The organism is Thermus thermophilus HB8, from assembly GCF_000091545.1.
GTDB classification, from domain to species: Bacteria; Deinococcota; Deinococci; order Deinococcales; family Thermaceae; genus Thermus; species Thermus thermophilus.
The window spans coordinates 1,694,238-1,714,771 of record NC_006461.1 but is presented as its reverse complement, the minus strand read 5'-3'; the positions used below and the strand labels follow the sequence as shown (position 1 = coordinate 1,714,771).

Genomic DNA, 20,534 nt, shown 5'->3' with positions numbered 1-20,534 from the left:
CTATAATCAAAGCCATGCGCACGGCGGAGATCCGCGAGAAGTTCCTCTCTTTCTTTGAGGGCAAGGGGCATTTGCGCCTCCCCTCCTTCAGCCTCATCCCCGAGGACGACCCCTCCCTCCTCTTCACCTCCGCGGGGATGGCCCCCCTAAAGCCTTACTTCCTGGGGGCGAAGCCCATCTTCGGGGGTAGGGAGTGGCGCAGGGTCACCACCTGCCAGGAGTGCCTGAGGGTGGGGGACATAGAGAACGTGGGCCGCACCAGCCGGCACAACACCTACTTTGAGATGCTGGGCAACTTCTCCTTCGGGGACTACTTCAAGAAGGAGGCCATCCTCTGGGCCTGGGAGTTCCTCACCGAGCACCTCAAGCTTGACCCCGGGCGCCTCTGGGTCACGGTCTTTGAGGACGACGACGAGGCCTACGAGATCTGGCGCGACCTCGTGGGGGTCCCCGAGGAGAGAATCGGCCGCTTCGGCGAGGACGAGAACTACTGGCCGGGCGGGGCCATCACCCACGGGCCGAACGGGCCTTCTGGTCCCTGCTCGGAGATCTTCTACGACCGGGGCCCGGCCTACGGCACCCCGGACGAGACCGGCCCCAACACGGGGAGCGGGGACCGGTTCGTGGAGATCTGGAACCTGGTCTTCACCCAGTACGACCGCCAGGGCCCCATCCCCGGGCCCGGGATCCTCAAGCCCCTGCCCCAGAAGAACATTGACACGGGCATGGGCCTCTACCGGGTGGCGGCCATCCTCCAGGACGTGGAGGACTTCTACCGCACGGACACTTTCTTCCCCATCATCCAGGAAGTGGCCCGGATGAGCGGCAGGCCCTACGAGGGGAAGACGAGCGTGAGCCACCGGGTGATCGCCGACCACGTCCGGGCCGTGGTGGCGGCCCTCTCCGACGGGGCCACCTTCTCCAACACCGGGCGGGGCTACGTGATCCGGCGCCTCCTCCGCCGGGCCCTAAGGCACGGCTACCTCCTGGGGCTTTCCGACCCCTTCCTGCACAGGCTCGCCCCCCTGGTGGCCGAGCTCCTCGGGGACTTCTACCCGGAGATGCGGGAGAACCTGCCCGCGGTGGAGAAGCAGATCCGCCTCGAGGAGGAGCGCTTCCTGGAGACCCTGGAGGGGGGCCTCAAGCGCCTGGACGCCCTCCTCTCCGGCCTCAAGCCCGGGGAGGTCCTTCCCGGGAAGGAGGCCTTCAGGCTCTACGACACCTACGGCTTCCCCCTGGACCTCACCGTGGAGATCGCCGCGGAAAGGGGCTATGGCGTGGACACGGAGGGCTTTCAGAAGGCCATGGAGGAGCAGCAAAGCCGCTCCCGGGCCGCCATGGCCTTTGAGCGGGAGATCTTCAAGAAGGGCGCCCAGGTCCTGGAGGAGCTCTACGCCGAGCGGGGGGCCACGGAGTTTTTGGGCTACAACGCCCTCGAGGCCGAGGCCGAGGTCCTGGCCCTCCTCGCCGGGGACCAAAGCCTTTTGGAGGCGGGGCCCGGCACCGAGGTCCAGGTGGTCCTGGACAAGACCCCCTTCTACGCCGAGGGGGGCGGGCAGATCGGGGACTTCGGCCTCTTGGAGTGGCCTGGGGGCCGGGCCCGGGTGGAGACCACGAGGAAGACGGAGCGGGGGATCTTCCTCCACAAGGCCCGGGTGGAGGAAGGGGTGCTGAGGGTAGGGGAGAGGGTGCGGGCGGTGGTGGACCCGAGGAGGCGGGACACGGAGCGGAACCACACCGCCACCCACCTCCTCCACGCGGCGTTAAGGGCCGTCCTCGGCCCCCACGTGCGCCAGGCGGGAAGCCTCGTGGCCCCGGATAGGCTCCGCTTTGACTTCACCCACCCCGAGCCCCTGAAGCCCGAGGAGCTTGAGCGGGTGGAGCTTTTGGTGAACCGCTGGATCATGGCCGACTTCCCCGTGACCTGGCGCTACATGCCCCTGGAGGAGGCGAGGAAGGAGGGGGCCATGGCCCTCTTCGGGGAGAAGTACGGGGAGGTGGTCCGCGTGGTGCGGGTGGAGGGAAGCCCCCTAGAGGGCCTTGAGTCCAAGGAGCTCTGCGGCGGCTGCCACGTGCGCCGCACCGGGGAGATCGGGGCCTTCCTCATAAGGAGCGAGGAGGCGGTCTCCGCCGGGGTGCGCCGCATAGAGGCGGTGACGGGGGAGGAGGCCATCCGCTTCGCCCGCGGGAGCCTGAACCGCCTGAAGGCCCTCGCCGAGCGCCTCGAGGTGGGGGAGGCCGCCCTGGAGGAAAGGCTGGAGAAGCTCCTTGCCGAGCTCAAGGAGAAGGAGCGGGAGGTGGAAAGCCTCAAGGCCCGCCTGGTCCAGGCGGCCTTGGGGGGCGGCGGGGGGGCTTCCCTGGAGGAGAAGGGGGGGCTCAGGTGGACGGTGGCGGAGCTTCCCGGCTTGGACGCCAAGGCCCTCCGCCAGGCGGCGGACGACCTGGTGGCCCGGGGGGCGGACGTGGCCCTGGTGCTTTCGGGGGGGCAGGCGGTGCTGAAGCTCTCCCCGAAGGCCCAGGGAATGGGCCTCGAGGCGGGGGCCCTCTTCCGGGCCCTCGCGGAGAAGGCGGGGGGCCGGGGCGGGGGCAAGGGGGCCCTGGCCCAGGGGGGCGGCCTGGACCCCAGGAAGGCCCGGGAGGCCCTCCCCGGCCTCCTCCCCTAGAATGGGGGCATGGTCCTCGGCCTCTTGGCCACGGCCCTCTCCTGGGCCCTCTTCGCCCTCACCTTCGGGCGGTTTCGGAGGAGGCCTTCCCTCCACAACGCCCTCTACAGCCTCGGCCTCCTCTTCTTCGCCCTGGCGGTCTCCGCCGAGCTCCTCGCCCGACTCCAGGGGGGCTGGAGCCCCTTCCTCTACCGCCTCTGGTACCTCACCGGGGCGATGCACGGGGTGACCTTCCTGGGCCTGGGAAGCCTCGCCCTCCTCAGGCCCAGGGCGGCCCGGGGGCTCCTCCTCGCCCTAAGCCCCCTCTTCCTTTGGGGCCTTTACCTGGTGGCCTCGGCCCCCCTGGACTTCGCCCGCCTTCCCGAGCCCTACGCCCCCCTGGGGGCGGCCTTCCCCCCACCTGGCCTCACCTCGCCCAGGCTCTGGACCCTCCCCTTTAACCTCCTCGGCACCCTCCTCATGGCCGGGGTGGCCCTCTATACCACCCTCCTCTTCCGGCGCCAAAACCCTTTGCGGGCCCGGGGCACGGCCCTCATCCTCCTCGCCACCCTGGTCCTCGCCTCCACCAGCGCCCTAAACCGCTTCGGGGTGGCGGGCCTCGAGGAGGCGGGAAGGGCCTTGGGCGTGGGCCTCCTTTACCTGGGGGTCCTTCTCGCGGACGGGAGCGTGGCCTATGCGGGTGGGCGCGCTTGACGTGGGGGAGGCCCGGATCGGCCTCGCCGTGGGGGAGGAGGGGGTCCCCTTGGCCTCGGGCCGGGGGTACCTGGTGCGCAAGACCCTGGAGGAGGACGTGGAGGCCCTCCTGGACTTCGTGCGGCGGGAGGGTTTGGGAAAGCTCGTGGTGGGCCTCCCCTTGCGCACCGACCTCAAGGAGAGCGCCCAGGCGGGGAAGGTCCTCCCCCTGGTGGAGGCCTTGAGGGCCAGGGGGGTGGAGGTGGAGCTATGGGACGAGCGCTTCACCACCAAGCTCGCCCAGGAACGCCTCAAGCACGCCCCCAAGCGGCTTCGCCGGGACAAGGGGAAGCTGGACGAGCTCGCGGCCGTGGTGCTTCTGGAGGACTACCTTGCCCGAGGGATCTAGGAACTGGCTTCGGCGTGGGGTGGTGGCCCTCTTCCTCACCTTCCTCCTCCTCCTCCTCTACGCCCTCTGGCTTCTCGGCCCCACGGGAAGGGAGGCCGTGGTGCGCATTCCCCGGGGGGCCACGGGGGCGGAGGTGGCGAGGATTTTGGAGGAGGCGGGGCTTCTGCGCTCGGGCCACGCCTTTTCCGCCTACCTCCGCTTCTCGGGCCGGGCGAAGCGCCTCGTCCCCGGGGTCTACCGCCTGAAGGGCGAGGGGGCCTTCCGCCTGGCCCGGGCCCTCACCGGGGGCGTGAAGCCCCTAAGCGTCACCCTCACCTTCCCCGAGGGGGAGAGGGCGGTGGACTACGCCCGGAGGCTCTCCCAGGCGGGGCTTGACGGGGAGGGCTTCCTCAGGCTCGTGGAACGCCCGGGGGCCCTGAAGCCCCCCTACGTGGAGGGGCGGACCCTGGAGGGCTACCTCTTCCCCGCCACCTACACCTTTGACCTCCTCGCCACCCCCGAGGAGGTGGTGCGGGCCATGCTCCGCCGCTTTGAGGCGGAGCTCACCCCCCCGGTGCAGAGGCTTCTAGAGGAGCGGGGGCTTTCCGTCCACGCCTGGGTCACCCTGGCCTCCATCGTGGAGAAGGAGGCGGGAAGCGCCGAGGAGATGCCCTATATCGCCGGGGTCTTCCTGAACCGCCTGGAGCGGGGCATGCCCCTCCAGGCCGACCCCACGGTGGCCTACGCCTTGGGGAAGAGGCTCCCGGAGCTTTCCCGGGAGGCGGGGGACTTCCAGGTGGACTCCCCCTACAACACCTACCGCTACGGCGGCCTTCCCCCGGGGCCCATCGCCAACCCCGGGCGGAAGGCCCTCCTCGCCGTCTTGAACCCGGTGCGCCAGGACGAAAGGGGCCGCCCCTACCTCTACTTCTTCCACGCCCAGGGGCGGCTTTACCTGAACGTGGACTTTGCGGGCCACCTCCGGGACCTCGCCCGCTACCGCTACGCCTCCCCGTCCCCGTGACGGAGGAGGCGGAGCTGGGCGTAGGCGAAGAGGAGGGTGAGGACGAGGAGGACCACGGTGATGGCCGCCGCGTACCCCAAGCGGAAGTTCTCAAACCCCGCCTCGTAGAGGTAGTAGCCGAGGACCCGCGTGGCCCCGTAGGGCCCCCCCCGGGTGAGGAGGAAGACGGCGGCGTAGGACTGCAGGGAGAGGATCGTCCCCACCACCAGGAGGAAGGCCACCGCGGGCCGCATCAGGGGCAGGACCACGTAGCGGAAGGCCTCCAAAGGCCCGGCCCCGTCCACGTAGGCGGCCTCCAGGAGGGTCTTGGGGATGGCCTTGAGCCTGGCCGAGGCCACCAGGACCCCGTAGCCCAGGTGGCGCCACAGGGTGAAGAGGACGACCATGAGGAGGGCCCAGAACCCCTCCCGGTCCCAGGGGGGGATGGGGAGGAACTGGGCTAAGGCCCCGTACTCCGGGGTGAAGAGGGTGTACCAGGAGAGGGTCGCTCCCCCCAGGGTGACGAGGCCCGGCAGGAAGAGGAGGCTCTTGGCCAGGCGCTCGTAGGGGAGGCCGTCCAGGACCACGGCCAAGACCAAGGAGAGGGCGAGGAAGGGGGGAAGGGCGAGGAGCATGAACCCCAGGGTCACGAGGAGGCTTTTCCAGAAGGCGGGGTCCTGGAAGAGGGTCTGGTAGTTCTTGAGCCCCACGGGCCTGGGCTCGGAAAGCCCCGACCAGTCCCAGGTGGAGAACCGGACCACCTCCAGGAAGGGGTAGAGGACGAAGAGGAGGAGGGGAAGGAGGGCCGGCAGGGAGAAGAGGAGGAGGGGAAGCTTCTTCCGCACGGGCTACCAGAGGTAGAGGAGGGAGAGGAGGAAGGGGTAGCGGTCCGAGGCGGAAACCTCGAGGGCCAGGGGCTCCAGGTAGAGCCTGAACCCCGCGCCCCAGGCCAGATGGAGGCCCGCCCCCGCCTGGTAGCCGAGGCCGAGGCCTAAGGAGAGGGCTCCGCCGGGAAGCTCCAGGCTGGCGAGGGGGCCGAGGTGGGCCCCAAAGGGGTAGCGGAGGTCCAGGCCCAGGCCCACCGAGGCGAAGAGGCCCTCCACCACAAGCCCGGGGAAGAGGTTGGCCTTGAGGAGGGCGTAGGCCTCAGGGCTCTGGGAAAGGAGGACCTGGGCGTCCAGGCCGGTGTCCAGCCCCAAGGGGCTAAAGGGCAGGAGGGCGCTTCCTTGGAGGTAAAAGCCCCTGTCCGGAGCGTAGCCCAAGCCCAGGGTGTTCTCCGGGTAGGCGGGGGCCTGGGCCAGGGCGAGGCCTAGGGCGAGGCCGAGAAGGGCGAAAAGCCGCTTCATAGCCCTCCTATCCTACCAGGTAGCATGGGGGCATGGAGGTGGCCTTCTCCCTGGAGCCTGCGCCCTCCCTCGTCCCCGCGAGGGAGGCGCCCCTCCTCGTCCTCGTGGGCCTCACCGGGGTGGGGAAGAGCACCCTGGTGGAGGCCCTGGGCCTTCCCCGGCTCCCCGACCGCCGGGAGCTCGTGGACCGCTTCGTCCTCCCCCGCTACGGGGCAGAGCCTCCCATCCCCCGGGAGGAGCGCTTCCGCCTCACCCGGCGCTTCCGGGAGGAGTTCCCCGGGGGGGTGGCGGAGGTCCTCGCCCGGGGGTACGTGCCCCCGAAGCCCCTCCTCCTCTTTGACGGCCTGAGGGGGGAAGGGGAGGTGGCCTACGCCCTGGAGCACCTCCCCAGGGCCCGCTTCGTCCTCCTCCACGCCCGGGAGGCCACCCGGCTTAAGCGGCTCCTCTCCCGCCAAGACGCCTTTGACCGGGTGCGCCTCGCCCCTGAGGAGGAGGCCCGCCTTAAGGCCCTGGCCCAAGGGGTCCTCACGGAGGAGGAGCTCGCCGAGGCCCTTTCCCTTGCTCCCCTCGAGGAGGTCCTCGCCAAGCTCAAGATCGTGGCCGAGGAGAAGAAAAACTATGATCCCGAGGGGCCTTTACGCCTCCTCGAGGGCCACCCCAGGGCCTTGGTCCTGGACACGGAGGCCCTCTCTCCCGAGGAGGAGGTCCTGGCGGTGCGGCGCTTCCTCCAGGAGGGGCTTCGCTAGCGCGTAGAATGGGGGCTATGCCGACGGTACGGGACCTGCGCCTCATCCCCTTCCGCATCCCCCTGAAGGCCCCCTTGCGCTGGGGGAAGTCCTCGGAGCTCGCCGCCCTGGAGCACGCCCTTTTGGAGGTGGAGCTTTCCGACGGCTCCATAGGCCGGGCCGAGGTGGCCATCCGCCCCACCATCTACGGGGAGACCCTGGGGAGCGTGAGGGCGGGGCTTGAGTACCTGAGGCCGAGGCTTTTGGGCCTCGAGGCCGACGACCAGGAGGGGATCCGGGCGGTCCTCGAGGCCTTCCCCTTTAACTTCGGCCTCAAGGGCGCCCTGGACACCGCCCTCTGGGAGGCGTGGGCGAGGAGCGAGGGGGAGGAGCTCTACCAGGTCCTCAAGCCCGCCAAGCACCGGGTGCGGGTGGCCTACATCCTGGGCCTCGGGGAGGAGGACGAGGTCCTGGAGGACGCCCGCATGGCCTTTGGGGCGGGGGTCCGGGTCTTCAAGGTGAAGGTGGGGCGGGACCTGGAGGCGGACACCCGCCGCATCCTCCGCCTGAAGGAGGCCTTCCCCGAGGCCGAGCTCTACGCCGACGCCAACGAGTCCCTTCCCCCCAAGGAGGCCGAGCGCTACCTCTTGGCCTGGAAGGAGCTCGGCCTCCGCTACGTGGAGGAGCCCTTGCCCGTGGAGGAGGTGGAGGCGAGGCGGGCCTTGAGGGAGAAGGGGATCCTCTCCCTCATCGCCGACGACGCGGCCATGACCCCGAAGGACCTCAAGCGGGAGCTTGCGCTCAACACCTTTGACGTCCTAAACCTCAAGCCCGCCCGCACGGGCGTCACCTGGACCCTGGAGATGCTCGCCCTTGCCCGGGAGAGGGGCAAAAAGGCCATGGTGGGAAGCCAGGCGCAAAGCGCCTTCGGGGCCTACCAGTCCGCCCTCCTCGCCTTCCAACAGGGGGTGACGGAGCCTTGCGAGCTCGCCTTCCACCTCAAGGCCGAGGGCGGCTTCTTCCCCTTTCCCCCCTTCCGCGAGGGGTGGCTCTACTGGGAGGACCTGGTGGAGGCCCGCTTTGACGAGGAGGCCTTCGCCCGGTACGCCCTAAAGGAGGCCTAGGGCTTCCCGGAAGTCCCGGAACACCCCCTTGGCTCCCGCCTGCAAAAGAGCCTCCCCCTTATGCCCCGTGAGGAGGCCGTAGGTGGGGATCCCCGCCCCCACGGCGCTTCTCACCCCGGAAGGGGAGTCCTCAAAGGCCAGGGCTTCCTCGGGGGCCACCCCGAGGCGCCTTAGGGCCAGTTGGTAGGGAAGGGGGTCGGGCTTCCCCCGGCCCACCTCCTCCGCCAGGACCAGGAGGGGCGGCCTCAGGCCCAGGGCCTCGAGGACGTGGCGGGCGTTTTCCTTGGGGGCGTTGGTCACCACGCCCCAGAGGAGCCCCTTTTCCCTGATTCGCTCCAAAAATTCCGGAAGCCCCGGGGTGGGCCTTAGCCCCTGGGCGAGGGCCCGGAAGCGGGCCTCCTTGGCCGCGATGAGCCTTTCCGCCTCCTTGCCCTCCAGGCCCAGGAGGTCGCGGACGATCTCCGGGTTCAGCCTCCCCGAGATCCTTTCCCGGTAGAAGGCGGGGTCCACCTTGAGGCCGTAGGGCGCCAGGACCTCCCGCCAGGCGAGGAGGTGCAGGGGGTCGGTGTCGGCCAGGGTGCCGTCCAGGTCAAAGAGGACCGCCTTAAGCACGGACCACCTCCCGCTCCGCGCCCCGGAGGAGGAGGTAGAGGGCGAGGCTTAGGGCGAAGAGCCCCAAGGGGATCCCCCGGTCGGGCAGGAGGGCGAAAAGCCCGGGGATCAGGGTGCTCCCCGCCGCCCCGGCGTACATGAGCCCGCCCAGGGCCCGGTGGCCGAAGCGGGCCTGGACCAGGGCGAAGAGGGTGGAGAAGAGGGGGCCGAGGAGGAAGCCCGCGAGGGGGAAGAGGAGGGCGGTCTGGGGGAGGAAGTTTAAGAGGAGGAGGCCCATCACCCCGAGGAGAAGCCCCCGGAGGGCCCTCAAGGGGTCCTTGGCCACTCTTCCTGCGAGGAGGAGCCTGCCCAAGGCGAGGAAGAGCCAGTAGAGGGTGAGGAGGAGGCCGCCTAGGGCCGTGGCGTGGCCCAGGGCCTCCAGCCAGACCCGGTTCCAGGTGGCCAGGGCCCCCTCGAGGCCCGTGTAGAGCCCCACGGCGAGGAGGAAGGGCCAGAGGGCCCCCCGGGGCCTTTCCTTAGGCTTTTCCGCCGGAGGCGCCCCGAGGACGAGGGCGCTTGTGACGAAGGCGAGAAGGCCCGCCAGGGCCAGAAAGGCGGCGTAGGGGAGCGAGCCCAAGGCCAAGGGGGTGAGGACCGCCCCCAGGCCGAAGGCCACGTTGACCCGGTTCAAAAGCTCCACCCGCCTTTCCGGGTAAAGCTCCCCCACGAGGCTGTTCCCGTGGACGTTCATCACCCCCTCCCCCAGGCCGAGGAGGAAGGCCAGGAGCGCCATCCAGGCGTAGGAGGGCGCGAAAGGAAGGCCGAGGAAGGCGAGGCCCACCAGGCCCAGGGCCAGGGGAAGGAGGGGGTGGCGCCTCTCCTGCTGCCCCAGGCGCACCCCGAGGAGGAGGCCGAGGAGGAGGGCGGCGAAGTAGAGGGAGGCCCCCTCTTCCGTCCCGTACCGCTCCCGCCAGTAGGGCAGGGCCGCCCCGGGGAGGGCCACGATCACCCCCACGAGGAAGAGGGCGAGGAAGGAGCCGGCGAGAAAGCGCACGGACCGCATTCTCTCCCCTGGGTGACCCTTTGGTCAATAATGGGGAGGATGGAGCGGCTTTTGGCCCAAGCCCTTTCCGGCGAAGGCTTCTTCGCCTTCCCCGGGGTGCTCCTCCTCCGGGGCCCTGACGCTTTTTCCTTCCTCCAGGGGCAGGGCACCCGGGACCTGCGGCGGCTTTCGGGCCCTTCCGGGGTCCTCTTCCTCAACCACAAGGGCCAGATTGAGGAGGCGGCGACCCTCTTTCCCCACCCCGAGGGCTTCCTCCTCGCCCCTTGGGGGAGCCTCGAGGGCCTGGAAAGGCGCCTCCGCCGCTACATCGTCTTTGACCAGGTGGAGCTTGTGGCGCTTCCCCTCTTCCGCCTCCTCCACGCGGACGGCCGCGAGGAGGTGGGGGAGAGGGCCGAAGGGGCGCTTCCCGCCGAGCTTTACCCCCTCTACACCCTCCTCAAGGGCCTCCCCCTCCTCTCGGACATCCAGGGGGAACTCCCCCAGAGCGTGGGCCTCCTCCATCTGGTGGACTACGGCAAGGGGTGCTACGTGGGCCAGGAGATCATGGCCAGGACCGAGGGAAAGGAGGTGCCCTACCGCCTCGTGGGCCTGAGGGCCCTGGAGGGGGGCGAGGCCCCGGCGGCCCTCACCCTGGAGGGAAAGCGCGTGGGCGAGGCGAAGCGCCTTTTAGAAACCCCCTTCGGCCTCCTGGGCCTCGCCGTGGTGCGGAAGGAGGTGCCCGTGGGGGCGGAGGTGGAAGGAGGCGGGGGGCGGTACCGCGTGGAGGCCCTCCCCTTTAAGGAGGCGGCATGGAGCGGGCAGAGATCCTCGGGGTAGGCACCGAGCTCCTCTACGGGGAGACCCTGGACACCAACACGGCGGAGATCGCAAGAAGCCTCAAGCCCTACGCCCTCAAGGTGGAGAGGACCCTGAGGGTGGCGGACGAGGTGGCGCCCCTGGCCCGGGAGGTGGAGGAGGCCTTCGCCCGGGCCAGGCTTGTGGTCCTCTCCGGCGGCCTCGGCCCCACCCCGGACGACGTGACCCGGGAGGCGGTGGCCCTGGCCTTGGGGGAGCCTTTGGAGCTGGACGAGGCCGTGCTTGGGGAGATTGAGGCCTTCTTCCGCGCCCGGGGCCGGGCCATGCCCGAGGCCAACCGCAAGCAGGCCATGCGGATCCCCTCCGCCACCTGGCTCAAAAACCCCCGGGGCACCGCCCCCGGGTGGTGGGTGCGCAAAGGGGGCAAGGACCTGGTCCTCCTCCCCGGGCCCCCTCCCGAGTGGCGCCCCATGTGGCAGGAGGTCCTGCCCCGCCTGGGCCTGCCGCGAAGGCCCTACGCCGAAAGGGTCTTGAAAACCTGGGGCATCGGGGAGTCGGAGATCGTGGAGCGGCTTGGCCCCCTCTTCGTCCGGGGGGAGGAGGTGGAGGTGGGCACCTACCCCAAGGTCCACGGGGTGGAGGTGGTGGTCCGGGGCCGGGAGGACCGGGTGGCGGAGCTCGCCGAGCGGATCAAGAAAAAGCTTCTTAAGGAGGTCTGGGGCGAGGGGGAGATGACCCTCGCCGAGGCGGTGAAAAGGCGCATGGAGCGGGAGGGGGCCACCCTTTCCACCATGGAGAGCCTCACCGGGGGGCTTCTGGGGGCGGAGATCACCCGCGTGCCGGGGGCGAGCCGCTTCTATCTGGGGGGCGTGGTATCCTACTCCGTAGGGGCCAAGGCCCGCTTCGGGGTGCCTCAGGACCTCCTCTCCCGGACGGTCTCCGCCGAGACCGCCCGGGCTATGGCGGAGGCGGCGCGGTCCCTCTTCGGGTCCACCTACGCCCTGGCCACCACCGGGGTCGCGGGGCCGGACCCCCTGGAGGGAGAGCCCCCGGGCACGGTCTACGTGGCCCTGGCGGGCCCCACGGGCGCGGAGGTGCGGCGCTACCGCTTCCCGGGAGACCGGGAGACCGTGCGCTTAAGAAGCGTCTACGCGGCTTTGGCGCTCCTTGTGACATGAGGCTCTTCTACGCGGTCTTTTTACCCGAGGAGGTCCGGGCGGCCCTGGTGGAAGCCCAGACCAAGGTCCGCCCTTTTCGCGGCTGGAAGCCCGTCCCTCCCCACCAGCTCCACCTGACCCTCCTCTTCCTGGGCGAGCGGCCCGAGGAGGAGCTTCCCGACTACCTGGCCCTGGGCCACAGGCTCGCCCGCCTCGAGGCCCCCTTCCGGGCGCGGCTTCGCGGGACGGGCTACTTCCCCAACGAAGGAACCCCCCGGGTCTGGTTCGCCAAGGCGGAGGCCGAGGGCTTCCTCCGCCTCGCCGAGGGGCTTCGCGCCGGGGTGGAGGAGCTTCTGGGCGAGGAGGCGGTGAGGATCCCTGGCTGGGACAAGCCCTTCAAGCCCCACATCACCCTGGCCCGCAGGAAGGCCCCGGCGCCCCGGGTGCCCCCCGTCCTCTTCGGCCTGGAGTGGCCGGTGGAGGGCTTCGCCCTGGTGCGCTCGGAGCTTAAGCCCAAGGGGCCGGTGTACACCGTTTTGGAGAAGTTTTCCCTGAGAGGTGAGCATGGACGAGAGCAAGCGCAAGGCCCTGGAGAACGCCCTGAAGGCGATTGAGAAGGAGTTCGGCAAGGGGGCGGTGATGCGGCTGGGCGAGATGCCCAAGCAGCAGGTGGACGTGATCCCCACCGGCTCCCTCGCCCTAGACCTCGCCCTGGGGATCGGCGGCATCCCCCGGGGGCGGATCGTGGAGATCTATGGCCCCGAGTCCGGGGGCAAGACCACCCTCGCCCTCACCATCATCGCCCAGGCCCAGAGGCGGGGCGGGGTGGCCGCCTTCGTGGATGCGGAGCACGCCCTGGACCCCCTGTACGCCCAGCGCCTCGGCGTCCAGGTGGAGGACCTCCTGGTCTCCCAGCCCGACACGGGCGAGCAGGCCCTGGAGATCGTGGAGCTCCTCGCCCGCTCGGGGGCGGTGGACGTGATCGTGGTGGACTCGGTGGCCGCCTTGGTCCCCCGGGCGGAGATTGAGGGGGAGATGGGGGACCAGCACGTGGGCCTCCAGGCCCGGCTCATGAGCCAGGCCCTCCGCAAGCTCACCGCGGTGCTCGCCAAGAGCAACACCGCCGCCATCTTCATCAACCAGGTGCGGGAGAAGGTGGGGGTCACGTACGGCAACCCCGAGACCACCCCGGGGGGGAGGGCGCTGAAGTTCTACGCCAGCGTGCGCCTGGACGTGCGCAAAAGCGGCCAGCCCATCAAGGTGGGGAACGAGGCCGTGGGCGTCAAGGTGCGGGTCAAGGTGGTGAAGAACAAGCTCGCCCCCCCCTTCCGCGAGGCGGAGCTGGAGATCTACTTCGGCCGGGGCCTGGACCCGGTGGCCGACCTGGTGAACGTGGCCGTGGCCGCGGGGGTCATTGAGAAGGCCGGGTCCTGGTTCTCCTACGGGGAGCTCCGCCTGGGCCAGGGGAAGGAGAAGGCGGCCGAGGCCCTGCGGGAGCGGCCCGAGCTTTTGGAGGAGATCCGCGCCAAGGTCTTGGAGCGCTCGGACCAGGTGGTCCTGGCCGCGGGCGAGGACGAGGGGGAGTAGATGTCCCTTCTGGACCTGGTTCTTCTGCTCCTGGTCCTGGGGCTTGGGGGGGTTCTCCTCCTTAGGCGGAAGGGGGAGGACCGCTCGGCCCAGGAGGCCCGGGAGCTCCTGGAGGCGGCGAGGCGGGAGGCCCGGGAGGTCCTGGAGGCCGCGCGGAAGGAGGCCCGGGACATCCTGGAGGCCGCCCGCCAGGAGGCCAAGGCCCTGCGCCAGGAGGCGGAGGCCCGGGCCAAGGCCCAGCGGGAGGAGGTGGAGGCGGAGCTCAGGCGCCGCCTCGAGGCCGCCGAGGCCGAGGCCAAAAAGCGCCTGGAGGAGGCGGGGGAACGCCTCAAGGCGGAGCGGGAGGAGCTTCGCGCCGAGCGGGAGCGCCTGAGGTCCCTCCAGGAGGAGCTCAAGGAGGAGCGGGAGCGCCTCAAGGCGGAGCGGGAGGAGCTCCGCCGGGAGGGGGAGCGGCTCGCCAAGCGGGCCGAGGCCCTGGACGCCAGGGCGGCGCGGCTGGAGGAGGCGGAGGCGGAGCTTGTCCGCAAGGAGGAGGCGCTCAAGGCGGAGGCCAGGGCCCTGGAGGAGCGGCTTAAGGAGGTGGAGCGGAGGCTCTACGAGGTGGCGGGCCTCACCCCCGAGGAGGCCCGCAGGCTCGTCCTGGAGCGCCTGGACCGGGAGCTGGAGGAGGAGAAGGCCCAGAGGGTGCGGGCCGCCTTGGAGCGGGCCCGCCTCGAGGCCCGGCGGGAGGCGCAGAAGATCCTGGCCCAGGCCATGCAGCGCCAGGCCTCGGAGACCGCGGCCCAGCTCGCCGTGACCGTGGTGCCCATCCCCTCCGACGCCATGAAGGGGCGGATCATCGGCCGGGAGGGGCGGAACATCCGCGCCTTTGAGGCCCTGACGGGGGTGGACCTCATCATTGACGACACCCCGGACGCCGTCCTCCTCTCCTCCTTCAACCCCATCCGCCGCGAGATCGCCCGCATGGCCCTGGAGGAGCTCTTGAAGGACGGCCGCATCCACCCGAGCCGCATTGAGGAGGTGGTGGAGAAGGCCAAGCAGGAGATGAAGACCTTCATCTACGAGCGCGGGGAGGAGGCGGCCTTGGAGGCGGGGGTGGTGGGCCTGAAGCCCGGCCTCATCCAGCTTTTGGGCCGGCTCCACTTCCGCTCCAGCTACGGCCAGAACGTCCTCAAGCACTCCATCCAGGTGGCCCACCTCGCCGGGATCATGGCGGCGGAGCTCGGCCTGGACGCCGCTTTGGCCCGGCGGGCCGGGCTCCTCCACGACATCGGCAAGAGCGTGGACCGGGAGGTGGAGGGAAGCCACGTGGAGATCGGCATCGCCCTGGCGAGGCGCTTCGGGGAGCCCAAGGAGGTGGTGGACGCCATCGCCCACCACCACGACCCCGACAACGCCGAGACCCTCTACGCCGTCTTGGTGGCCGCGGCCGACGCCCTCTCGGCGGCGCGGCCCGGGGCGAGGCGGGAGAGCCTCGAGGAGTACCTCCAGCGCCTGGAGGCCCTGGAGCGCATCGCCCTCTCCTTCCCCGGGGTGGAGACGGCCTTCGCCGTGCAGGCGGGCCGGGAGGTGCGGGTCATCGTCAAGCCGGAGAAGATCAGCGACGCCAAGGCCACCCTCCTGGCCCGGGAGATCGCGAGCCGCATTGAGAAGGAGATGAACTACCCGGGCCAGGTCCAGGTGACCGTGGTGCGGGAGACCCGGGCGGTGGAGTACGCTAGGTGAAGTGAGGCGCTATGCTTAAAGGCGAAGACATCGGCATTGACCTGGGGACGGCCAGCGTCCTCATCTACGTGCGGGGGAAGGGGATCGTCCTGAAGGAGCCCTCCGTCATCGCCGTGGTCCAGGGGAAACGGGAGGTGAAGGCCGTGGGGGCGGAGGCCTACCGGATGCTCGGGCGCACCCCCGGGAACATCGTGGCCGTGCGCCCCCTCAAGGACGGGGTCATCGCCGACTACGCCCTCACGGAGAAGATGCTCCTCCTCTTCCTGCAGAAGGTCCTTTCCCCCATGAGCCGCCTCTTCAAGGGGCGGGTGCGGATCATGGTGGGGGTTCCCTCCGGGGTGACGGACGTGGAGCGGCGGGCCGTGGTCCAGGCCGTCTCCACCCTGGCCCACAAGGTCTACCTCATTGAGGAACCCTTGGCGGCCGCCATCGGGGCGGGGATCAACGTGGCCGAGCCCACGGGGAGCATGGTGGTGGACATCGGGGGCGGCTCCACGGACATCGCCGTCATCTCCTTGGGCGGGATCGTGCGCTCGGAGAGTCTCCGCATCGCCGGGAACGAGATGGACCAGGCCATCATCCTCCACATCCGCCAGAAGTACAACCTCCTCATCGGGGAGCGCACCGCCGAGGAGCTCAAGATCCGGCTGGGCCGGGCCAAGCTCCTCCCCGGGGAGGAGAAGGAGGTGGCCGAGGTCCGGGGCCGGGACCTCCTCACCGGCCTTCCCCGCACCGCCGAGATCCCCGCCGAGGACATCGTGGAGGCCCTCCAGGAGCCCTTGAGCAAGATCTTCCAGGGGGTGAGGAACGTCCTGGAGAGCACTCCCCCGGAGCTTGCCTCGGACATCTACGAGCGGGGCATCCTCCTCACCGGGGGCGGGGCCCTCCTTAGGAACCTGGACGTGGCCCTGCAGGAGGCCACCGGCGTCCCCGTGGTGGTGGCGGAGAACCCCATTGAGGCCGTGGCCCTGGGCACTGGGAAGGCCCTGGAGATGCTCCACGTCCTCGAGGACACCATCCTCTCCTCCGACGACGTCCTGAGGAGGTGAGGCCCTGTGGACATCCGGGAGATCCTCAAGGTCCTGCCCCATCGCTACCCCTTTCTCCTCGTGGACCGGGTGCTGGAGGCGGACGAGAGGCGCTTCAAGGCCCTCAAGAACGTGACCTTCAACGAGCCCCACTTCCAGGGGCACTTCCCCGGCCACCCCGTCATGCCCGGGGTGCTGATCCTGGAGGCCATGGCCCAGGCGGCCGTGGGGGCGCTGGTGCGCCAGCCGGGCTTTCCCCAAGGGGGCCTCGCCTTCCTCGCCGGGGTGGAGGGGGCCCGGTTCCGGCGGCCCGTCTACCCGGGGGACACCCTGATCCTCGAGGGGGAGCTCCTCGCCTTCCGCCGGGGCGTGGGCAAGGTGGCGGTGCGGGCCCTGGTGGAGGGGGAGGAGCGGGCGAGCGCCACCCTGACCTTCGTCCTCCAGGGGGCCTCTTGATGGCGGACCTGGAGCGCTACCTCAAGCGGGCCCGGGGCGGCCGGGTGGTGCGCACGGGCTTCCTGGACCCCGAGGACCAGGCCCGCCTGGAGGAGATGGCCCGCCGGGAGGGGATCCGGGTGGCCTTCTTCGGCGGCTTTCCCCTGGCGGAGCGCAAGGTGGCCGTCCTCTACCCCGAGGAGGTGCCCTCCGTCTCCGACCCCGTGGAGGTGGTCCTCCTGGACCGCCCCCCGCCCGCCGACCTGGGGGAGGTTTTGGGCGAGGTGGAGGAGGTGGAGGAGGGGGTTCTGGCCGCCCTCCTCCCCGAAGGGAGGAAGGCCCTCGAGGCCCAGGGCTACCGCCTCCTTCCCCCTCCCGAAGGGGCCCTGAGGCCCCCTAGGGAGCGGGTGCGCACCCTGGTCGTCCCCTCCTTGCGGGTGGACGCCGTGGGGGCCAAGGGCTTCGGCGTCTCCCGGTCCTACTTCGCCCAGGGGGTCAAGGCGGGCAAGGTGCGCCTCAAGGGGAGGCCCGCCTCCCCCAAGGACGAGCTCGCCCCCGGGGACCTGCTCTTCGCGGAGGGGCTCGGGACCCTCAGGCTCCTGGAGGTGGTTGGCAAGACGGTGCGGGGCAACTATAAAATCAAGGTGGAGGTGGAGCGGTAGGAGGAGGAATCGGTCCCGTTTTCGGCGAGCCGGATTGACGGAAGTGGGCATTCCGGTATAGATTAGGGTTTGTGCTCTTTGGTCGGGCCAAGGGAGCACGGTAAGAGCCAGCCGCCGCAAGGGGATGGCCCCCTTGCGGAAGAACCCTGTTAGCTTACCTCGGGCGGCCCGCCTTCCTTGAGGTGACGCATGGAGATCAAGCGGTTCGGTCGCATCCGAGAGGTTATCCCCCTTCCACCCCTCACCGAGATCCAGGTGGAGTCCTACCGCAGGGCCCTGCAGGCCGACGTCCCCCCGGAGAAGCGGGAGAACGTCGGCATCCAGGCGGCCTTCCGGGAGACCTTCCCCATTGAGGAGGAGGACAAGGGCAAGGGCGGTTTGGTGCTGGACTTCCTGGAGTACCGCCTGGGCGAGCCCCCCTTCCCCCAGGACGAGTGCCGGGAGAAGGACCTCACCTACCAGGCCCCCCTCTACGCCCGGCTCCAGCTCATCCACAAGGACACGGGCCTCATCAAGGAGGACGAGGTCTTCCTGGGGCACATCCCCCTGATGACCGAGGACGGCTCCTTCATCATCAACGGGGCCGACCGGGTCATCGTCTCCCAGATCCACCGCTCCCCCGGGGTCTACTTCACCCCCGACCCCGCCCGGCCCGGGCGCTACATCGCCAGCATCATCCCCCTGCCCAAGCGGGGCCCCTGGATTGACCTGGAGGTGGAGCCGAACGGCGTCGTCTCCATGAAGGTCAACAAGCGGAAGTTCCCCCTGGTCCTCCTCCTTCGGGTCCTGGGGTACGACCAGGAGACCCTGGCCCGGGAGCTTGGGGCCTACGGGGAGCTGGTCCAGGGCCTCATGGACGAGAGCGTCTTCGCCATGCGCCCCGAGGAGGCTCTGATCCGCCTCTTCACCCTCCTCCGCCCCGGGGACCCGCCCAAGCGGGACAAGGCCGTGGCCTACGTCTACGGCCTCATCGCCGACCCCAGGCGGTACGACCTGGGCGAGGCCGGGCGGTACAAGGCGGAGGAGAAGCTGGGGATCCGCCTCTCGGGCCGCACCCTGGCCCGCTTTGAGGACGGGGAGTTCAAGGACGAGGTCTTCCTCCCCACCCTCCGCTACCTCTTCGCCCTCACCGCCGGGGTCCCGGGCCACGAGGTGGACGACATTGACCACCTGGGCAACCGCCGCATCCGCACCGTGGGGGAGCTCATGACCGACCAGTTCCGGGTGGGGCTCGCCCGCCTCGCCCGGGGGGTGCGGGAGCGGATGCTCATGGGCTCGGAGGACAGCCTCACCCCGGCCAAGCTGGTGAACAGCCGCCCCTTGGAGGCCGCCATCCGGGAGTTCTTCAGCCGCAGCCAGCTTTCCCAGTTCAAGGACGAGACCAACCCCCTCTCCTCCCTGCGCCACAAGCGGCGGATCTCCGCCCTGGGCCCGGGCGGCCTCACCCGGGAGCGGGCGGGGTTTGACGTGCGCGACGTCCACCGCACCCACTACGGGCGCATCTGCCCCGTGGAGACCCCCGAGGGCGCCAACATCGGCCTCATCACCTCCTTGGCGGCCTACGCCCGGGTGGACGAGCTGGGCTTCATCCGCACCCCCTACCGCCGGGTGGTGGGCGGGGTGGTCACCGACGAGGTGGTCTACATGACGGCCACCGAGGAGGACCGCTACACCATCGCCCAGGCCAACACCCCCCTGGAGGGGAACCGGATCGCGGCCGAGCGGGTGGTGGCCCGGAGGAAGGGGGAGCCCGTGATCGTGAGCCCGGAAGAGGTGGAGTTCATGGACGTCTCCCCCAAGCAGGTCTTCTCCGTGAACACCAACCTCATTCCCTTCCTGGAGCACGACGACGCCAACCGGGCCCTCATGGGCTCCAACATGCAGACCCAGGCCGTGCCCCTCATCCGGGCCCAGGCCCCCGTGGTGATGACGGGCCTCGAGGAGCGGGTGGTGCGGGACTCCCTGGCCGCCCTCTACGCCGAGGAGGACGGGGAGGTGGCCAAGGTGGACGGCAACCGCATCGTCGTGCGCTACGAGGACGGCCGCCTGGTGGAGTACCCCTTGCGCCGCTTCTACCGCTCCAACCAGGGTACGGCCCTGGACCAGCGCCCCCGGGTGGTGGTGGGGCAGCGGGTGCGCAAAGGGGACCTCCTCGCCGACGGCCCCGCCTCCGAGAACGGCTTCCTGGCCCTGGGGCAGAACGTCCTCGTGGCCATCATGCCCTTTGACGGGTACAACTTTGAGGACGCCATCGTCATCAGCGAGGAGCTCCTCAAGCGGGACTTCTACACCTCCATCCACATTGAGCGCTACGAGATTGAGGCCCGGGACACCAAGCTTGGCCCCGAGCGGATCACCCGGGACATCCCCCACCTCTCCGAGGCCGCCCTAAGGGACCTGGACGAGGAGGGCGTGGTGCGCATCGGCGCCGAGGTGAAGCCCGGGGACATCCTCGTGGGGCGGACCAGCTTCAAGGGCGAGTCCGAGCCCACCCCCGAGGAGAGGCTCCTCCGCTCCATCTTCGGCGAGAAGGCCCGGGACGTGAAGGACACCTCCCTCCGGGTGCCGCCCGGCGAAGGGGGGATCGTGGTCCGCACCGTCCGGCTGCGGCGGGGCGACCCCGGGGTGGAGCTCAAGCCCGGGGTGCGGGAGGTGGTCCGGGTCTACGTGGCCCAGAAGCGCAAGCTCCAGGTGGGGGACAAGCTCGCCAACCGCCACGGGAACAAGGGGGTGGTGGCCAAGATCCTCCCCGTGGAGGACATGCCCCACCTGCCCGACGGCACCCCCGTGGACGTGATCCTGAACCCCCTGGGCGTCCCCAGCCGGATGAACCTGGGGCAGATCCTGGAGACCCACCTGGGCCTCGCCGGGTACTTCCTGGGCCAGCGCTACATCTCCCCCATCTTTGACGGGGCCAAGGAGCCCGAGATCAAGGAGCTCCTCGCCCAGGCCTTTGAGGTCTACTTCGGCAAGCGCAAGGGCGAGGGCTTCGGCGTGGACAAGCGGGAGGTGGAGGTCCTCCGCCGGGCGGAGAAGCTCGGCCTCGTCACCCCGGGCAAGACCCCGGAGGAGCAGCTTAAGGAGCTCTTCCTCCAGGGCAAGGTGGTCCTCTACGACGGCCGCACGGGCGAGCCCATTGAGGGCCCCATCGTGGTGGGACAGATGTTCATCATGAAGCTCTACCACATGGTGGAGGACAAGATGCACGCCCGCTCCACGGGGCCCTACTCCCTCATCACCCAGCAGCCCCTGGGCGGGAAGGCCCAGTTCGGCGGCCAGCGCTTCGGGGAGATGGAGGTCTGGGCCCTCGAGGCCTATGGGGCGGCCCACACCCTCCAGGAGATGCTCACCCTTAAGTCCGACGACATTGAGGGCAGGAACGCCGCCTACGAGGCCATCATCAAGGGGGAGGACGTTCCCGAGCCCAGCGTCCCCGAGTCCTTCCGCGTGCTGGTGAAGGAGCTCCAGGCCTTGGCCTTGGACGTGCAGACCCTGGACGAGAAGGACAACCCCGTGGACATCTTTGAGGGGTTGGCCTCCAAGCGGTGAGGGTGAAGGCGGTTCCCCCGA

The 20,534-nt window shown here is 70.1% G+C and carries 19 protein-coding genes; 15 read left to right on the top strand and 4 right to left on the bottom strand.

From position 1 onward, the window contains the following. The first annotated feature begins 14 nt into the window (after nt 1-14). The 4 genes from alaS to mltG are packed head-to-tail and all read left to right on the top strand — an operon-like array spanning nt 15 to nt 4,747. Nucleotides 15-2,663, top strand: coding sequence for an alanine--tRNA ligase (gene alaS / locus TTH_RS09295; protein WP_011228945.1), 2,649 nt, complete (start codon nt 15-17; stop codon nt 2,661-2,663). A 9-nt stretch (nt 2,664-2,672) separates the two neighbouring features. After that, nucleotides 2,673-3,356 (top strand): hypothetical protein, encoded by a 684-nt coding sequence (locus TTH_RS09290; RefSeq protein WP_011228944.1) that lies wholly within the window; start codon nt 2,673-2,675, stop codon nt 3,354-3,356. Further along, nucleotides 3,337-3,744 (top strand): Holliday junction resolvase RuvX, encoded by a 408-nt coding sequence (gene ruvX / locus TTH_RS09285; protein ID WP_011173853.1) that lies wholly within the window; start codon nt 3,337-3,339, stop codon nt 3,742-3,744. The genes TTH_RS09290 and ruvX overlap by 20 nt, the downstream gene beginning before the upstream one ends. Further along, nucleotides 3,728-4,747 carry an endolytic transglycosylase MltG gene (mltG, locus tag TTH_RS09280; protein WP_024119531.1) on the top strand — a complete coding sequence of 340 codons (1,020 nt, stop codon included), beginning with the start codon at nt 3,728-3,730 and terminating at the stop codon, nt 4,745-4,747. Before ruvX ends, mltG begins: the two co-directional genes overlap by 17 nt. On the opposite strand, the gene TTH_RS09275 is transcribed toward mltG, so the two are convergent. Both TTH_RS09275 and TTH_RS09270 read right to left on the bottom strand, forming a co-directional pair. Further along, complete coding sequence (locus TTH_RS09275) at nt 4,726-5,571, bottom strand: carbohydrate ABC transporter permease (protein ID WP_011228942.1); 846 nt, start codon at nt 5,569-5,571, stop codon at nt 4,726-4,728. The two genes, mltG and TTH_RS09275, sit on opposite strands and share 22 nt — an antisense overlap. A gap of 3 nt (nt 5,572-5,574) precedes the next feature. After that, nucleotides 5,575-6,072, bottom strand: a complete 498-nt coding sequence (locus TTH_RS09270; RefSeq protein ID WP_008633771.1) for a hypothetical protein — start codon at nt 6,070-6,072, stop codon at nt 5,575-5,577. A gap of 32 nt (nt 6,073-6,104) precedes the next feature. On the opposite strand from TTH_RS09270, the gene TTH_RS09265 reads away from it, so the two are divergent. Both TTH_RS09265 and TTH_RS09260 read left to right on the top strand, forming a co-directional pair. After that, complete coding sequence (locus TTH_RS09265) at nt 6,105-6,818, top strand: DEAD/DEAH box helicase family protein (RefSeq protein ID WP_011228941.1); 714 nt, start codon at nt 6,105-6,107, stop codon at nt 6,816-6,818. Between the two features lie 17 nt (nt 6,819-6,835). Beyond that, nucleotides 6,836-7,921, top strand: a complete 1,086-nt coding sequence (locus tag TTH_RS09260) for an enolase C-terminal domain-like protein (protein ID WP_164926074.1) — start codon at nt 6,836-6,838, stop codon at nt 7,919-7,921. Here TTH_RS09260 and TTH_RS09255 read toward each other — a convergent pair. Together TTH_RS09255 and TTH_RS09250 are read right to left on the bottom strand one after the other, a co-directional pair. Beyond that, nucleotides 7,907-8,533, bottom strand: a complete 627-nt coding sequence (locus TTH_RS09255) for an HAD family hydrolase (RefSeq protein WP_011228939.1) — start codon at nt 8,531-8,533, stop codon at nt 7,907-7,909. The genes TTH_RS09260 and TTH_RS09255 overlap by 15 nt on opposite strands. Continuing rightward, the gene (locus TTH_RS09250; protein ID WP_011173846.1) at nt 8,526-9,575 is read right to left on the bottom strand and encodes an MFS transporter; all 1,050 of its coding nucleotides are present in this window, start codon (nt 9,573-9,575) and stop codon (nt 8,526-8,528) included. The genes TTH_RS09255 and TTH_RS09250 overlap by 8 nt, the downstream gene beginning before the upstream one ends. Nucleotides 9,576-9,614: 39 nt before the next feature. Here TTH_RS09250 and TTH_RS09245 point away from each other — a divergent pair, with 39 nt between their 5' ends. The 9 genes from TTH_RS09245 to rpoB all read left to right on the top strand — a co-directional run bounded on the left by TTH_RS09245 (nt 9,615) and on the right by rpoB (nt 20,513). Continuing rightward, nucleotides 9,615-10,391, top strand: coding sequence for a YgfZ family protein (locus TTH_RS09245; RefSeq protein ID WP_041443580.1), 777 nt, complete (start codon nt 9,615-9,617; stop codon nt 10,389-10,391). Continuing rightward, nucleotides 10,364-11,548, top strand: a complete 1,185-nt coding sequence (locus tag TTH_RS09240; RefSeq protein ID WP_011228938.1) for a CinA family nicotinamide mononucleotide deamidase-related protein — start codon at nt 10,364-10,366, stop codon at nt 11,546-11,548. Before TTH_RS09245 ends, TTH_RS09240 begins: the two co-directional genes overlap by 28 nt. Beyond that, on the top strand, nt 11,545-12,141 hold the full coding sequence (thpR, locus tag TTH_RS09235) for an RNA 2',3'-cyclic phosphodiesterase (RefSeq protein ID WP_011173843.1): 597 nt from the start codon (nt 11,545-11,547) through the stop codon (nt 12,139-12,141). The genes TTH_RS09240 and thpR overlap by 4 nt, the downstream gene beginning before the upstream one ends. After that, nucleotides 12,092-13,114 (top strand): recombinase RecA, encoded by a 1,023-nt coding sequence (recA, locus tag TTH_RS09230; protein ID WP_011228937.1) that lies wholly within the window; start codon nt 12,092-12,094, stop codon nt 13,112-13,114. The genes thpR and recA overlap by 50 nt, the downstream gene beginning before the upstream one ends. Further along, nucleotides 13,115-14,839, top strand: coding sequence for a ribonuclease Y (rny, locus tag TTH_RS09225; RefSeq protein WP_011228936.1), 1,725 nt, complete (start codon nt 13,115-13,117; stop codon nt 14,837-14,839). Nucleotides 14,840-14,850: 11 nt separating this feature from the next. Then, a complete protein-coding gene (gene mreB / locus TTH_RS09220; RefSeq protein ID WP_011173840.1) occupies nt 14,851-15,888 on the top strand; it encodes a rod shape-determining protein in 1,038 nt (345 codons plus the stop codon). A 6-nt stretch (nt 15,889-15,894) separates the two neighbouring features. Then, nucleotides 15,895-16,323 (top strand): 3-hydroxyacyl-ACP dehydratase FabZ, encoded by a 429-nt coding sequence (gene fabZ / locus TTH_RS09215; RefSeq protein ID WP_011173839.1) that lies wholly within the window; start codon nt 15,895-15,897, stop codon nt 16,321-16,323. Beyond that, a complete protein-coding gene (locus TTH_RS09210) occupies nt 16,323-16,964 on the top strand; it encodes a S4 domain-containing protein (protein WP_011173838.1) in 642 nt (213 codons plus the stop codon). The genes fabZ and TTH_RS09210 overlap by 1 nt, the downstream gene beginning before the upstream one ends. Before the next feature lie 189 nt (nt 16,965-17,153). Continuing rightward, the gene (gene rpoB / locus TTH_RS09205) at nt 17,154-20,513 is read left to right on the top strand and encodes a DNA-directed RNA polymerase subunit beta (RefSeq protein WP_011228935.1); all 3,360 of its coding nucleotides are present in this window, start codon (nt 17,154-17,156) and stop codon (nt 20,511-20,513) included. The last annotated feature ends 21 nt before the right edge of the window (nt 20,514-20,534 follow it).

What these genes read in the sequence shown, in the direction of transcription:
- TTH_RS09290 (WP_011228944.1), top strand. Translation starts at nt 2,673, where the DNA reads ATGGTCCTCGGCCTCTTGGCCACGGCCCTCTCCTGGGCCCTCTTCGCC.
- TTH_RS09265 (WP_011228941.1), top strand. Translation starts at nt 6,105, where the DNA reads ATGGAGGTGGCCTTCTCCCTGGAGCCTGCGCCCTCCCTCGTCCCCGCG.
- ruvX (WP_011173853.1), top strand. Translation starts at nt 3,337, where the DNA reads ATGCGGGTGGGCGCGCTTGACGTGGGGGAGGCCCGGATCGGCCTCGCC.
- TTH_RS09260 (WP_164926074.1), top strand. Translation starts at nt 6,836, where the DNA reads ATGCCGACGGTACGGGACCTGCGCCTCATCCCCTTCCGCATCCCCCTG.
- mreB (WP_011173840.1), top strand. Translation starts at nt 14,851, where the DNA reads ATGCTTAAAGGCGAAGACATCGGCATTGACCTGGGGACGGCCAGCGTC.
- alaS (WP_011228945.1), top strand. Translation starts at nt 15, where the DNA reads ATGCGCACGGCGGAGATCCGCGAGAAGTTCCTCTCTTTCTTTGAGGGC.
- TTH_RS09270 (WP_008633771.1), bottom strand. Translation starts at nt 6,072, where the DNA reads ATGAAGCGGCTTTTCGCCCTTCTCGGCCTCGCCCTAGGCCTCGCCCTG.
- recA (WP_011228937.1), top strand. Translation starts at nt 12,092, where the DNA reads ATGGACGAGAGCAAGCGCAAGGCCCTGGAGAACGCCCTGAAGGCGATT.
- TTH_RS09250 (WP_011173846.1), bottom strand. Translation starts at nt 9,575, where the DNA reads ATGCGGTCCGTGCGCTTTCTCGCCGGCTCCTTCCTCGCCCTCTTCCTC.
- rny (WP_011228936.1), top strand. Translation starts at nt 13,115, where the DNA reads ATGTCCCTTCTGGACCTGGTTCTTCTGCTCCTGGTCCTGGGGCTTGGG.
- TTH_RS09210 (WP_011173838.1), top strand. Translation starts at nt 16,323, where the DNA reads ATGGCGGACCTGGAGCGCTACCTCAAGCGGGCCCGGGGCGGCCGGGTG.
- thpR (WP_011173843.1), top strand. Translation starts at nt 11,545, where the DNA reads ATGAGGCTCTTCTACGCGGTCTTTTTACCCGAGGAGGTCCGGGCGGCC.
- TTH_RS09245 (WP_041443580.1), top strand. Translation starts at nt 9,615, where the DNA reads ATGGAGCGGCTTTTGGCCCAAGCCCTTTCCGGCGAAGGCTTCTTCGCC.
- rpoB (WP_011228935.1), top strand. Translation starts at nt 17,154, where the DNA reads ATGGAGATCAAGCGGTTCGGTCGCATCCGAGAGGTTATCCCCCTTCCA.
- TTH_RS09240 (WP_011228938.1), top strand. Translation starts at nt 10,364, where the DNA reads ATGGAGCGGGCAGAGATCCTCGGGGTAGGCACCGAGCTCCTCTACGGG.